The sequence below is a fragment of the Candidatus Frankia alpina genome, assembly GCF_902806485.1.
Taxonomy (GTDB): domain Bacteria; phylum Actinomycetota; class Actinomycetes; order Frankiales; family Frankiaceae; genus Frankia; species Frankia alpina.
The window spans coordinates 1-13,293 of the sequence record NZ_CADCWT010000136.1 but is presented as its reverse complement, the minus strand read 5'-3'; the positions used below and the strand labels follow the sequence as shown (position 1 = coordinate 13,293).

General features: G+C 73.1%; 15 protein-coding genes. 7 read left to right on the top strand and 8 right to left on the bottom strand.

Annotated features, from left to right (window positions below; all coding sequences use genetic code 11):
* Positions 1–105 precede the first annotated feature (105 nt).
* From G6R25_RS14960 to G6R25_RS14940, 6 genes are all read right to left on the bottom strand, one after another.
* Positions 106–1,176 carry a GNAT family N-acetyltransferase gene (locus G6R25_RS14960; RefSeq protein WP_163553449.1) on the bottom strand — a complete coding sequence of 357 codons (1,071 nt, stop codon included), beginning with the start codon at positions 1,174–1,176 and terminating at the stop codon, positions 106–108.
* Positions 1,177–1,252: 76 nt separating this feature from the next.
* Positions 1,253–1,432, bottom strand: coding sequence for an alpha/beta fold hydrolase (locus G6R25_RS31610; RefSeq protein ID WP_235948535.1), 180 nt, complete (start codon positions 1,430–1,432; stop codon positions 1,253–1,255).
* A gap of 93 nt (positions 1,433–1,525) precedes the next feature.
* Positions 1,526–2,119, bottom strand: a complete 594-nt coding sequence (locus tag G6R25_RS14955; protein ID WP_235948533.1) for an alpha/beta fold hydrolase — start codon at positions 2,117–2,119, stop codon at positions 1,526–1,528.
* Positions 2,120–2,174: 55 nt separating this feature from the next.
* Entirely contained in the window at positions 2,175–2,696 is a 522-nt protein-coding gene (locus G6R25_RS14950) for a DoxX family protein (RefSeq protein ID WP_136446955.1), read from the bottom strand.
* Positions 2,697–2,817: 121 nt separating this feature from the next.
* Positions 2,818–4,248: a CapA family protein gene (locus tag G6R25_RS14945; RefSeq protein ID WP_163553448.1), complete on the bottom strand. Its 1,431-nt coding sequence runs from the start codon at positions 4,246–4,248 to the stop codon at positions 2,818–2,820.
* Between the two features lie 71 nt (positions 4,249–4,319).
* Complete coding sequence (locus G6R25_RS14940; RefSeq protein WP_412842464.1) at positions 4,320–4,841, bottom strand: MarR family winged helix-turn-helix transcriptional regulator; 522 nt, start codon at positions 4,839–4,841, stop codon at positions 4,320–4,322.
* A 417-nt stretch (positions 4,842–5,258) separates the two neighbouring features.
* Here G6R25_RS14940 and G6R25_RS14935 point away from each other — a divergent pair, with 417 nt between their 5' ends.
* From G6R25_RS14935 to G6R25_RS14915, 5 genes are all read left to right on the top strand, one after another.
* The gene (locus G6R25_RS14935; RefSeq protein WP_336501555.1) at positions 5,259–6,359 is read left to right on the top strand and encodes a BON domain-containing protein; all 1,101 of its coding nucleotides are present in this window, start codon (positions 5,259–5,261) and stop codon (positions 6,357–6,359) included.
* Positions 6,356–7,147: a metallophosphoesterase family protein gene (locus G6R25_RS14930; RefSeq protein ID WP_163553446.1), complete on the top strand. Its 792-nt coding sequence runs from the start codon at positions 6,356–6,358 to the stop codon at positions 7,145–7,147. Before G6R25_RS14935 ends, G6R25_RS14930 begins: the two co-directional genes overlap by 4 nt.
* A gap of 673 nt (positions 7,148–7,820) precedes the next feature.
* The gene (locus G6R25_RS14925; protein ID WP_163553445.1) at positions 7,821–8,222 is read left to right on the top strand and encodes a DUF2795 domain-containing protein; all 402 of its coding nucleotides are present in this window, start codon (positions 7,821–7,823) and stop codon (positions 8,220–8,222) included.
* A 406-nt stretch (positions 8,223–8,628) separates the two neighbouring features.
* Positions 8,629–8,919 carry a hypothetical protein gene (locus G6R25_RS14920; RefSeq protein WP_163553444.1) on the top strand — a complete coding sequence of 97 codons (291 nt, stop codon included), beginning with the start codon at positions 8,629–8,631 and terminating at the stop codon, positions 8,917–8,919.
* Between the two features lie 132 nt (positions 8,920–9,051).
* The gene (locus tag G6R25_RS14915; protein WP_163553443.1) at positions 9,052–9,303 is read left to right on the top strand and encodes a hypothetical protein; all 252 of its coding nucleotides are present in this window, start codon (positions 9,052–9,054) and stop codon (positions 9,301–9,303) included.
* Positions 9,304–9,382: 79 nt separating this feature from the next.
* Here G6R25_RS14915 and G6R25_RS14910 read toward each other — a convergent pair whose 3' ends face one another.
* On the bottom strand, positions 9,383–9,607 hold the full coding sequence (locus G6R25_RS14910) for an FmdB family zinc ribbon protein (RefSeq protein WP_136446949.1): 225 nt from the start codon (positions 9,605–9,607) through the stop codon (positions 9,383–9,385).
* 183 nt (positions 9,608–9,790) lie between these two features.
* On the opposite strand from G6R25_RS14910, the gene G6R25_RS14905 reads away from it, so the two are divergent.
* A complete protein-coding gene (locus G6R25_RS14905) occupies positions 9,791–10,822 on the top strand; it encodes an asparaginase (protein WP_163553442.1) in 1,032 nt (343 codons plus the stop codon).
* 83 nt (positions 10,823–10,905) lie between these two features.
* Here G6R25_RS14905 and G6R25_RS14900 read toward each other — a convergent pair whose 3' ends face one another.
* Entirely contained in the window at positions 10,906–11,442 is a 537-nt protein-coding gene (locus tag G6R25_RS14900; protein ID WP_163553441.1) for a J domain-containing protein, read from the bottom strand.
* 295 nt (positions 11,443–11,737) lie between these two features.
* On the opposite strand from G6R25_RS14900, the gene G6R25_RS14895 reads away from it, so the two are divergent.
* Positions 11,738–13,132, top strand: a complete 1,395-nt coding sequence (locus tag G6R25_RS14895) for a CoA transferase (RefSeq protein WP_163553440.1) — start codon at positions 11,738–11,740, stop codon at positions 13,130–13,132.
* Positions 13,133–13,293: the final 161 nt, after the last annotated feature.

The window sequence follows — 13,293 nt, the reverse complement described above, 5'->3', positions numbered from 1 at the left end:
ATTTACGATCCCGGCGATCTGATTCGAATCAGCCATCGCGGGTTTCGGAAAAACTCCGGTGTCCTACCAGGGCGGATGTTCGCTCCGCGTCAGTCGGGCCGGGGCTCACGCGTCGGCCACGACGAGATCGGCGTAGGCCGGATGGCGATCGATGAACGCCCGGATGTAGGGGCGCTGAGGGACCACGGCCAGGCCCTGCCGGCGAACATCGTCCAACGCCCCGGCGGCGAGGGTGGAGCCCACCCCCTGGCCGGAGAACTCCGGACTCACCTCGGTGTGGATGAAGATGATCCGATCTGCTCGCTTCTGGTACTGCGCGAAACCGGCGACCTCGCCGGTCGGCGTCAGCGCCTCGTAGCGGAAGCGGTCGGGATTGTCGGTGACAGACAGGTCCATGTCGGCATCTTCCCCGATGCCGGCGAGGTCGGCTGGGGTGTCGACGTCCGCAGGGGTGCCGAGGCCGTCGCAGGCCACCCGACCGACCGCCGCTGGATGGGCGCGCAGCCAGGCCCGTGCGCCGACCTCCCCGCGGGCGAGGGCGGCGACGTCGGCCCAGACAGCCCGGCGCAGCAGGACGGGATGGCCCGGCTGCCCGCGGTAGGTCGCGGTCAGCGCGGGATACCGCTGGTAGCCGCCGGCCGGCGCGGCGGCGTCGACCAGGCGGCGGATCGCGGCCGCGGTCAGGCTGGGCTGGTCCACCAGCGTCACGACCGCGGCGTCGGCGCCGGTGCCGGCGAGGGCCTCGAGCCCGGCCCGCAGGGAGGCGCCGATGCCCTCGGCCCAGCCATCCGCCCGCACCAGACGCGCCGCCACCCACCCGGGACGGTCCGCCCCCCTGGGAGGGCGGCGATCCGGGGCTGCCGGGATCGCCGGGATCGCCGGCCGGTCCTCGGCGGCGAGATCGGTCACGGCCGCGCCGACCTCGTCCGCGGCGGCGCCAACGACGATCACGACCGGCGTGCACCCGCCGGCGGTGAGCAGCCGGACGCCCCGCGCGGCCAGGGTCTCGCCGCCGAGCTCCACCAGCGCCTTGGCACGCCCCATCCGCCGCCCTGCCCCGGCCGCCAGTAGCAGACCGGCGATCGCGGGCGGCCCGCCATCCTCGGCCGACGTGGCCTGGTCGATCGGCGTGGCGTCCTCGGCTGGGATGGCGTCCTCGGCTGGGGTGGCGTCCATGAGCTAGGCGTACCCGGGTGACGGGTCAGCCGGCGGGGCCCAGGACCAGGCGGGGGCGGATCCGGCGCTGGAGGAACTAGAGGATCCGCACGTCGAAGACGGCGTTGTCGTCGCCGGCCACCATGTGGTGCGCCCCGGCGACGTCGCAGAACTCCGCGTGCGGGGCGAGGTCGAGGAAGCGGCGGGCGTCGTCCTCGCTGAGCACGTCGGACTGGCCGCCCCGCACGAGCATGGTCGGGATCCGCAGCCTCGTCACGATAGCGGACAGCTCCTCCAGCGGCGTGCGTAGCCGCAGCCGCGGGTCGTGGCCTTCCGGGGGGAAGACGAACGCCGGATCCCAGTGCCAGTACTAGCGTCCGTCGGCGAAGCGGAGGTTCTTGCGAAGCCCGGCGGGGTCGCGCGGGCGCTCCCGGTGTGGCAGGTAGGCGGCGACCGCGTCGGCGGCGTCCTGCACGGAGGCGAAGCCGTCCGGCGCGCCCCGCATGAACTCCATGATCCGTCCGGTGCCCCGGGGCTGCAGGAACGGGGACACGTCGGCGAGGACCAGGCCGCGTGCGACGTCGGGGTCGCGGCCGATCGCGGCGAGCGAGGCAATCCCGCCCAGCGATGCGCCGATGAACACCGGCGGCCGGCCGAGGGCACGGCGCAGGGCGAGCACGTCGTCGGCAAAGGCGTCGAGGGCGTAGTCGCCCTCGGGGGACCAGCCGGAGTCACCGTGGCCGCGCAGGTCCACCGTGAGGGCGTACCAGCCTTCGGCACCGAGCCGCCGCGCGGTGCGCCGCCAGGAGTGGCGGGTCTGGCCGCCGCCGTGGAGTAAGACCACCGGAGGGTCGGTGTCGTCGCTGTAGGTGTCCGCGGCGAGAGTCAGCCCGCCGCTGGGGATGCGCCGGGACGGGGCGGAAGGTGTCGACGTCAGCTGTTCGCTGTCGGAATTCGCAGGCACGTAGGTCAGTATGAGCACACTGTTCGCCCGGGCGCCCCGCCATCGGGCGGCTCGCTCAGGCGCCGGCCGACTCGGCCGGCTTGCGCTCCGGGCGCCAGGCGGTCGCCAGCAGCAGCGCGGCCCCACCGACGCCGAGCAGGATCGCGATCAGGCCGCCGGCCCAGCCGTCGAGCTCGATGCCGATCGCGTGGTCCAGCGACGCCTTGCCGGGGCCGAGGATGCCGATCGCCGCGCACACGGCCGCGATCATCAGGACGTACTCGTAACCCTGGCCCGGCTTGAAGATGAAGAAGCCGTTGTTACGGTGCGCCGTGATGCCCGCGACGACCATCGTGCCGATGATGCCGCCGGCGCTGAACGGGGCGAGGAAGCCGAAGACCAGCCCGAATCCTGCGGCGAGCTCGACGAGACCGGAGACCCAAGCGTGCACGATGCCGGGGCGCAGACCCATGCTCTGGAACCAGCCGGCCGTGCCCTTGATCCCGCCCGGCCCCCAGACGTGGTTGTAGCCATGGGCGACCAGAGTGAGACCCACGATGACCCGGAGCACCAGGGCCGCGGTGTCAGGCGATGTCACGTGTCTCCTCCTCGGAACGGCTACCTGGGCGGACGGCGTGGCGTCACGCCGCTGCTGCAGCGCTGACAGTATCGGGTCGATGGGGAAGACACGCTAATTGCACTAGGTTTGATCTATATCCTCATCCTCTCGGATCGACGCCGTCCGCCTGGCCGGGTTCTGGTGGCCGGGCGGGGCCGCCGGGACGGTCCGGTGGCGGATCGCGGGGAACCCGGTCGACCCGGACCCCGTCGGCCGAGCCGAGCGTCCCGAGGGCCGCGACGGTGCGCTGCCAGGAGGCGTTCAACAGGGCCCGGTCCGGCGCGGGCGTGCCGCGGTCGTCCAGCCTGTCGGCGATCGGCCAGCCGGCGGCACCGGAAGGATCCGTCCAGGTCGGGGTGTACGTGAGCCCGGCCACCGTCCAGCCCAGGGCCGTGCTTCGGACCTGGATGGTCAGCACCACGCCGTCGCGGCCCGGCGCCGCGGACCCTCCGCCGTCCGCCGATCCGACCCCGATGGCGCCCGTGCGGCCGCCGGCCGCCTGCGTGGCGATCAGGGTGCCCAGGTCGTAGGCGACGTAGCGGCCGGCGATCCGCTCGATCGGCAGCGGGCTCCCGCCGCCGCTGCCGAGAATCAGGTCCACGTCGGACGAGGTGAGCAGCGCGCGGGCCAGGTCGCGCTGGTGCGGTGTCACGGTCTGCTGGCCGGGCCGGCCCCAGGCGAGCTGCGCGACGACGAGATCGGCGCCGTCGGCGCGGGCGCGGGCGGCGTCCCGCCCGATCTGCTCGGCGGTGAGACCGGCCGTGGCAGTCGTGGCGGCGGAGTCGAGGTAGGACAGCAGGGCGATCCTTGTGCCCCGGACCGTCGCGGTCGCGGTCGGTGTCCGGGTGCCGCCGTCCGACGGAACGGATACGGCGATGCCCGCGCGGTCGAGGGCCGTCCGGGTGCGTTGTGCCGCCGCGCTGCCGGGAGGATCGATGCCGTCGGTGTCGCAGCGGTCGAAGCCGGCGTCGGCGAGTGCGGCGGCGGCATCCCCGCCCTCGGGACGGCCGTCAGGGGCGTCCCGGCCGGCTGGGGCGTCGGGGGACGCGGGTAGGGGCGCCGCCAGCCGGCAGAGGGCGAGATCGGCTGCGGTGCCGTAGCCACGCAGGGCCACCAGGGCCACCCGTGGGTCGACAGTCCGGGACAGATCGATCTCGCCCACCGCGACGAGGGTGATGGACGTGGCCTCGGGACTGAACGAGGCGCCGGCCCCATTCGGCCGGGTCTGGCCCGGCCGAATGCCGTGCGGCGGGACCCCGCCGGGCAGGTCGCGATCGGCGGGCCGATCAAGGCCGGCGGAGCGTGGACCGCCGTCGGGCTCACCGCGGTCGGGACGGCCCGCCGGCAGGGAACTGGCGGGCCGGGCGGCCTCGCGCCCGTGGAGCGGGGACGAGGCGGTGATGCCGACGGTGCCGACCGCGAGGCTGGCGAGCCCGACGACAGCGAGTCGCCGAAGTACGGACAGGCCCGGGAGCGGGGCGCCAGGTGATCGGGGGCGACGCCGCGCGTCGGGCCGACGGAGTCGCTGCATCGTCCTCGGTGCCGGTCGGATCGAATCGACGTCCTAGCGTTACCGAATGTAAACGATGAGTAGCGTTCGTGCTAGCGCGGGCCGCCCTGGTCGACGATCCGCGTCAGCATGGAGAGCAGCGTGCCCTGTTCCTCCCGGGACAGAGGGGCGAGTAGCTTGTCGTTCATCTGTTCGATGCGGTCCGCCACCTGGCCGTGGGTCGACTCGCCTCGTTTGGTCAGCCGTAGCACGTTGCGGCGGCCGTCACGCGGGTCGCGGACCCGGCGGATGAGCCCTCTCTGGACGAGCCTCGCCACCACATCGGCGACCGTGGATCGGTCGAGCGACGCCCGTTCACCGAGCGTGCGCTGATCGATGTCGGGATCGGCGAGGAGACTGTTGAGGACCACGAACTGGGGTGGAGTGGTCTCGGTGGAGACCGTCGTGGTCCATAGCTGGTAGGTCACCTGCTGTAGCCGGCGGGCCAGCTGGCCTGGATGGCTGGACATGTCCACCACGCCGCTGGTGCTGGGCGGCTCGGTCGGCTGGGTGATCAGTTTGGCCTGCTCGGTGCCGCGTTGCCCGGGTAGGCGCTCGCCGGAATGTTCCAGCACGCCGGTGTCTTCACCGACACCCCTGGGCAACTGGTCGGATCGTGTGCGCGCGTTCAGGGTTCGCTTCCAATCCGGTGTCGAAGTGGGCGGCCGACGAGTTCGCCGCAAAGGTCATCATCGCTCATGCCGACGCTCGTTGTCGCCAGGGTGTGAGAATCAGGCGGCGCTCCGACGTCGAAGCCGTAACTCCTGTGGCATGTAGTGAAATTATAACTACGGATAGCCGGACATCCCGGCACTTGCGTAGTAGTCTTGTCACCGCTTTGGGGTAGCCGTTCGGGGATGTCGGGATCGCGACAGGGACACCCGCAACTACCCGGCGCCCCGCGCGAGGTGCATCACAGGGCACAGGAGGGTACGGGCTGCGGTATGGAGGATGCGCCCAGAGGTCTGCGGGAGAGTCTGAAACGGGTTGCTGTGACCCTGAAGGAGGCGGACGTCCCGTTCGCCCTGGGGGGGAGCTACGCGTGCTGGGCCCGTGGCGGTCCCGAGCCCGTTCACGACGTGGATTTCATGCTGCGGGAAGAGGACGTGCCGCGGGCGGTGGCGGTTCTGGCGGCGAGCGGCCTGCGTCCCGTGGATCCGCCGGAGGACTGGCTGACCAAGGTGTTCGACGGCGAGGTGCTCGTCGATCTCATCCACCATCCGGTCGGTCGCGCGGTCACCCGGCAGATGTTGGAACGGTCCAGCGAGATGTCGGTGGACTCGGTTCGGATGCCCGTCCTTGACGCCACGGACTGGTTCGAGATGACCCTGCTGGCTCTGGAGGAGCGCTACTGCGATCTGGCCCGGGTCCTGCCGATGATTCGGGCGATGCGCGAGCAGGTCGACTGGGACCAGGTTCGCCGGTCCACCGCCGCTTCGCCCTTCGCCGAGGCCGCGTTGCTGGTCGCCGCCCGGCTCAATCTCATTCCGCCGGCCGAGTCCGTCCCGATCGCCGCCAGGCCCGGCGAGATTGAGCTTTCCGCAGCGGCGGAACGCCCCGACGGGACGGAAGGTGACCCGGTGCAACGCGCCGGCGGAGCGAAAGGCGGCAGCGCTGAAGGCCGCTCGACGCAAAGCAATTGTTTGGAAGGCAGCAAAGCAGCCGGCAATCGCGGGAGACCGGCGGCGCAACGCGGGGGCGCGCACGACCGGCAGAACACGGCCGAGCCGGGCGCCGACCCCGGGCGGCTCGAGGCGGTCGCCACGGTCACCGCGGTGACCGCGGTCACCGCGTCGCCCCCCGGTGACCAGGTTGAGATGGACCTGGCCGAGGCCGACGAGTACCTGGCGGGGGAGCTGCACGACCGCCTCGCCGAGGACCCGCGGGTCGCGGAGCTCGGCCTCGAGGTAGTGGTCGCGGACGGGCGCATCCTCGTCGAGGGCGAGGTCGCCACCGACGGCCGCCGCCGGGCGGTCGCGGACGTGCTGGCCGAGGCCGTTCCCGGTCGGCCGGTTCGCAACGAGGTCACCGTCACCGTCACCGGCCGCGCCACGGTGGCCGACGAACCCGCGAGCGTGGAGACCATTTCATGATGCGCATCGCCGCCGTCGGCGACATCCATCTGGGAGCGGACAGCGGCGGCACCTTCGGGCCGGTCGTCCGCGGCCTCGCGGGGCGCGCGGACGTGTTACTGCTGGCGGGTGACCTCACCCAGCACGGGCTGCCGGCCGAGGCCGAGGTCGTCGCGGCGGAGGTGGCGGGCGCGCCGCTGCCGGTCATCGCCGTGCTCGGCAACCACGACTATCACGGCGATGCCGAGCGCGAGATCGCCGGCATCCTGACCGGCGCCGGCGTGACGGTGCTTGAAGGCACCTCAACGGTGGTGGATGTCGACGGCGAGCGCCTCGGGGTCGCCGGGGTCAAGGGATTCGGCGGCGGCTTTGCCGGCGCGAGCGGATCGGACTTCGGTGAACCGCTGATGAAGGCCTTCGTCCGGCATACGAAGGAGGCCGCCGCTAAGCTCCAGTATGCGTTGGATGCACTGGACTGCGACTTTCGTATTGCTTTGACCCATTACGCCCCGATTCCGGACACCCTGATCGGCGAGCGGGCCGAGATCTATCCCTTTCTCGGCAGCTATCATCTCGCCGAGGCGATGGATGCCGGCGGCGCCGGCCTGGCCTTGCACGGGCACGCCCACGCGGGCTCGGAACGCGGGTCGACAGCGGGCGGAGTGCCGGTCCGCAATGTCGCCCGACCGGTGATCGGAAGGCCCTGCGCGATCTATGCCGTAGGCGTGGGGGCGGCCGTCGAGGGAGCACGGATGGCGGCGCCATCGCCGACGTCGGCGGTCGGTCTCGCGGCTCCGACGGGGCTGTGACCGCTGCTCGAAGGTCCCGCGGCGGCCGGTCCTCCGTCGCCCGATCGTCGACCCACCGGCCTGCGGCCACGACGATCGGCCTGACCATCCGCGTGCTCACGGACCTGGCTCCCGGGCCTGAATAGTCCGAGCGGGGGTGTCCCCGTGGCTCAGGCGGGGATGCACTCCTGGGTTGCTCGAGCCGAGATGGGCGGGGAGCACCCGCCTGATCGGGCCCGTCGCGCAGACAGCCACCACCCGCGTGGGCCACCCGCAGGGGCATGGTCCGTCCGGGCGTGCCACCCGCGCCGCCGATGGCCCCATCGGGGGCTTTCTCCCTATTCCGGGTGCGCACGGCCGGGCCATCCGATCCCCCGCGCGGGGCACACCACCGACCGCTGCGGACTACCAGGCTCCTGGCACAAGCGGACCATCTCTCGTCCGTATCGCTGGCCCACTTGTGGTGCCCCCGGATCATCCATTCGGGGCGTGCGGTCCATCCGCGCGAACCGCACGACCCGTGCGACCCGGCCGGGGGTTTGCTTCGTGCCCCAGCGTGTACATCCCCTGCGCGACGCGGATCCGGCGGGACGAACGGGGTGACCGCACCTCCCACGTGCCTCAACCGCCCGGGTCGTCGAACTCTCGACCACCTGTCGCCGCCCGCGGGCGGCGACGTAGGAAGGAACGAGACATGGCAGTGGATCGGGGAAGCTCCAAGCACGGACCGTGGCGCGATGACGCCATGGCGCACGAGATCTCCGGGTTCGTGCGCAGCGGCCGGGACACCCGGGCGGAGGAATGGGGCTCCGTCGAACCGACGGACGAGCTGCCCGGCGATGCGCAGTTCCCGGACCCCGCCCAGTCCCGGGTCGGCGCGTCGGCCGGCATGACGCTGGCCGACGTCGAGGACCGTTCCGAGCTTGCCCGCTGGCTAGGCCGGGCGGTCTTTCCCGCGGAACGGGAGGAGATCATCGACCATCTCCGCTATCAGCACGCCCTTGACCGGGTCGTCGAGGAGGTCGCGGCGGCGGCGCCCGGCGTCCAGTTCACCTCCGTCGGCGAGCTGTGGCGGGAGCTGCGAGCGGGGGCGTAGCCGAGGCGCGGCGGCGCTGAGAGACACCTGGCAGACACTCGACAGACACCCGACGGCAGCGCCGTCAGGTGCGAAACCGTTGGGCGGCAGGAGAATGTGGCAGGCGTCATGAGGTCGATTGCATGACGCCGGCACCACGGGGCAGACAGCAGCCATGGGACGCACCGTGCTGGATCGACGGCCGCGCACAGCTACCTCAGGCGGCTCCGTGCCCCGGGATGCGGGGACATCCCGGGGCGCAGGGGCGTCCCGGGCACCCGCGCCTACCTCGACCCGGGCTGCTCGGCCGCAAGCGCGCCGCGCGGCCGCGTCGACCCGGCCGCCCGCCGCTCGGTGGGGACCGGCGGACCCGATCAGTCCCGGCCGGTTGATCGGCTGGGGCCTAGCCGCGAGCGTCGCGCTTCTCGTGGCCTTCGCGGTTCTGGGCGCTTTCGGGGCTCTGGCCTTCGGAGCCCTCGCCGGCCTGTGGGCGCTCGGGGTCGCCTGGATCATGATTTTCGGGCCGCCCACCTTCGACCGCCACGTCCTGCGCACCTACCGCCGGTCGGCACGCCCGACGTGGGCAGGACAGGTGACGCGGGCGCCGGGGGGATTCGGCGCGGCGAGTGTGTCCCGGGCTGACCGGTGGCCGGCCGATCGCCCGAAGCGCAGTGCGGCCTCGGGCGGGCGGGCCGCTCGGCCGGGGGCGTCGGGCTGATCCGGCGGTTCCGGTGGGGCGCCGTGGCCCGAGCATCGGCCCGACCGGGAGGTGCGCGCGGGCCTCGCCTCATCCGGGGGGTTCTGGGCGGGTGTCGCGTGACGCAGCACACCCGTGGGTAGGAGTGAGCTCATGGGTATGCGTGGGCTCGGCAACCGTGACCAGAAACCCGGATCGGGCGGCCTGTTGCAGACCCTCGTCTCCGGCCTGAACCAGACCGAACGGGACGAGACGCTGCGGCTCCTGCACCGGCGGCTGATCGAGGACCGGGCGGCGGCATCGGGTGGCCAGCGGGATCGCCAAGTGGACGTAGGCCCTCGTAGCCGGGCGTCCCGCGGCCCGGCGAAGACCCGCGAGGCGAGTAGCGGCCAGCGGCGACGCTGAGGCCGCGGCCGCCGAAATCGGCCTGGGCACCGCGCAGCCACCCCGGACCGTGGCGACGGCCCGGGCCCTGTCAGCGGCGTCAGCCGCAGCAACCGCCTCCGCAGCACGTTCCGCCGCCGCCCACCGGCGCCGCCATCGCCGGCGCGGCGGTGCCGCGGCTGACGGCCACCGCAGAGAAGACCCGTGAGGTCTCGGCATGGCCGGAGGGGCAGCTCACCCCATCGGTCGGGGTGGATTCGGTGATGCTCCGACGGACCTCGAAGGAGGCGTCACACACCCGGCAGCGGTAGTCGTAAGCAGGCACACCGCCAGGGTATGCGGCCCGGCCACGTCCGGGTAGCGGTCTGGTTCCTTCCGAGCGGCGGCCGCGGGCGGGCCCGGCCCGGCGGGGAGACCCGAGCCGGCGCCGGGACCGGGCTTTTCGCCGGATGTGGGAGATGCGGCATGGCGCCCGCATCGGCGAGAGCGCCGTCGTACCCTGACAGCCATGGAGCCGCCGGAGGGTCCGCAGGTGGTCGCCGAGGTCGTCCGGGGGTTGCGCAGCGGCGCGCCGTTCGTCGAGAGCCTGCATCACGGCACCGTGGTGGGTCTCGGCCGCGACGGTGCCGTCGCCCTGCGGGTGGGAGCACCCGACAAACCGGTGTTCCCCCGTTCGGCAGTCAAGCCCCTCCAGGCCGCCGCGATGCTGCGGGCCGGTCTCGACGGGGTCTTTTTGAGCCGGAACATCCCGAGTGACCTGCTTGCCGTGGTCGCGAGCTCGCACAGTGGCGAGCCGGCGCACCTGGCCCGGGTACTGGAGATCCTCTCGGTGGCCGGGTACTCCGCGGACGCCCTGCAATGCACCGCCGATCTGCCGTTGGGCACGGCCGCGGCCGAGGCCCACCTGCGTGCCGGCGGGCGCGCGGAGCCGGTCCTGATGAACTGCTCGGGCAAGCACGCCGGGATGATCGCCTGCTGCGTGGCCGCCGGCTGGCCGGTGACGAACTACACCGAGCCGGACCATCCGCTGCAGCAGGTGATCCGTCGCACGATCGAGGAGCTGGCCGGTGAGGAGATCGCCGGCACGACGGTGGACGGCTGCGGCGCGCCGCTGTTCGCGTTCTCGCTCACCGGGCTCGCCCGCGGGTTGCGGGCGATGGTGCAGGCGGCGCCGGGCAGCCCGGAGCGGCGGGTCGTCGATGCCATGCGGGCCCATCCGGAGCTGGTCGGCGGGGTCGGGCGCCCCGACACCGACCTGATGCGGGCCGCGCCCGGCGTGCTGGCGAAGAACGGCGCCGAGGGCGTCACCCTGGTCGCGACGCTCGACGGGCACACCGTCGCCATCAAGATCGCGGATGGGAACGGGCGGGCGGGTATCCCCGTCGCGCTGGCCGCGCTGAACCGCCTGGGTGCGCTGCCCGGAGCGGACACGCCGGGGCATACGGAGCTCGATCTGGCGCAGCTCGCCGTGCTCGGGGCGCCGACGGTGCTCGGCGGCGGGCGCCCGGTCGGCTCCCTGCGGGTGCGCCTGCCCGGCTGACCAGCCCCAGGGGAAACCGGGGCGTGACTGCGGCTGCCCCCCCGCGGCTGCCCCCCCGCGACTGCCGCCGCGTCGCGGTGCCGTCAGTCTCGGCGTCCGGGCCGGTCGCGGTTGTTCGGGTCGGGCGGCAGGCGGGGACGGCCCGCGACGACGACGGCCACCGGCGGGATGATCGCCGCGATCGCCATCATGATCAGGGCGGCCGGGAGGGAGTACAGCCGGACCACCGTGCCGCCCGCGATGAACAGGGCGAGCGCGATCGACATCAGGATCAGGTAGCGCCGCCGTACGACCGGGTCGGCTCCGGGCTGCGGCGCGGGCGAGGATGGCCCGCCGGGGGGATACGGCCCAGCCTGAGGATGGTGCGACTCGGTCGGGGGATCGCTCGGTCCGGCGGTACGCGGCCGGTCCGGGTCGGCGAGCCGCAGGTCGTAGCGGCGACGCAGGCCGGGGTCGCCGAGGACCCGGTAGGCGACGTTGACCTGGGCGAAGGCCGGTGCGGAGCCGCCGGCGTCGGGATGGGTGCGCCGCGCCGCAGCCCGGTAGGCATGGCGGATCTGGTCCGCGGTGGCATCGGGCGGCACGCCCAGCACCTCGTACAGCGAGGGCTTCGCACCCACGGGCGCCTCCCCGGCCGCCGATGACCACCCGATCGAGCGGTACGGTGGCACCGCGTCATGGCGAAAGTACGCCGCACGTGTTCAGAATGGGCGCCGAACGTCCCGAAGGCGAGCCCGAGACTCGCGACTCATCCGATGCACAAAGTAACATTCTACGCACTCTGCGATTTGAGTGATCGTTTCGTGCTCGTAGCCGGCCCCCCACGTGCGGGGCCGGTCACGCCCCAGCTGCCGGCTGGGGGCGCGCCGCCAAAGCCGGCGCGGAGCGTGCGCACGGGTAATACGGGATGGGGACATGGCGCAGGTCGCGAAGATCGTCGATGAGGTCGCGTCACTGGTGGGGGAGCCTGACATCGCGGACCGGTTGACCGTCACCGGCCCGGCCGACGTTCTGCCCAGCCTCTACCGGGTGATGACGGTCGCGACCGCCTCGGTGGCGGCCGCGGCGGTCGGAGCCGGGCGGCTGTTGGCCGTCCGCGCCGGCGGCGGCCAACCGGACATCACCGTCGACACCCGCCACGCCGGCGCCGCCTTCCGTAGCGAGCGCCACCTGCTCATCGACGGGAAGGCACCGCCGGGCCCGTGGGACCCGATCTCGGGCTACTACCCCACGGCCGACGGCCGCTGGATCCAGCTTCACTGCAACTTTCCGCACCACCGCAACGGGGTGCTGGACCTGCTCGGGGCGCCGAACGACCGGGCCGCCGTCGAGCGGGTGATCCTGCGTGTGGACGCCGCCCCACTGGAGTTGGAGCTGCAGGCCATGGGGCTGTGCGCCAGCATGGCGCGGTCGGAGCCGCAGTGGGCCGAGCACCGGCAGGCCGGGGCGCTGGCCGACCTGCCGCTGATCGAGGTGAGCCGGCTCGGCGACGCCCCACCGGCCCGGTTCGCGCCGACGGAGACCCCGGCCGCCGGTCTGCGGGTGCTGGATCTGACCCGGGTCATCGCCGGTCCCATCGCCGGGCGCACGCTCGCCGCCTACAGCGCGGACGTGCTGCGGGTCGGCGTCGCGCACCTGCCGGAGGTGCACAGCCTGCTGGTCGACACGGGGTTCGGTAAGCGCAACGCGTTCCTCAACCTGCGGGTCGCCGCCGATGCCCGCCGGCTGCGGGAGTTGATCGCGTCGGCGGACGTGGTCCTGCAGGCCTACCGGCCGAGCGCGTTGGACCGGCTCGGGTTCGGCCCGGACGCCGTCGCCCGGATGCGACCGGGCATCGTCTACGCCAGCATCAGCGCCTACGGGCGCCACGGGCCGTGGAGCGGGCTGCGTGGCTTCGACAGCCTGGTCCAGACCGCCTCGGGGATCGCCGTCGCCACGGCCGAGGCGGCTGGGGCGTCGAGCCCGCAGCCGCTGCCCGCGCAGGCGCTCGACCACGGCACCGGCTATCTCGCCGCGTTCGGGGTGCTCGACGCGCTCGCCCGGCGGGCGCGCGAGGGCGGGAGCTGGCACGTGCGGGTCTCCCTGGCTCGGACCGGACGCTGGCTGCAGGAACTCGGCCACCACGACACCCTCGCCCAACCCGACCCGACGGCGGATGATGTTGCGGCTTACCGTGTCTGCCTGAACAGCGAGTTCGGCGAGCTGTCGTACATCCGACCCGCGGCGACCGTCGCCGGGGTCGCCCCGCGATGGGTCTTGCCGCCCGCGCCGCTGGGTACCAGCCCGGCGGCCTGGGCGGCACCGCGGTGACCTCGGCCCGACCGGTTCCGGCCCGACCGGGTTCCGGCCCGGCGCTTGCGACGTTGCGGCTGGACGGCGACCGTCAAGTTTTGTTAACACCAGGTCCGCCTCAGGGCCCCGGGAAGATCGTTCTAGGTTGCGATCTGCTACGCGGAGTATCGGCCCCGTTG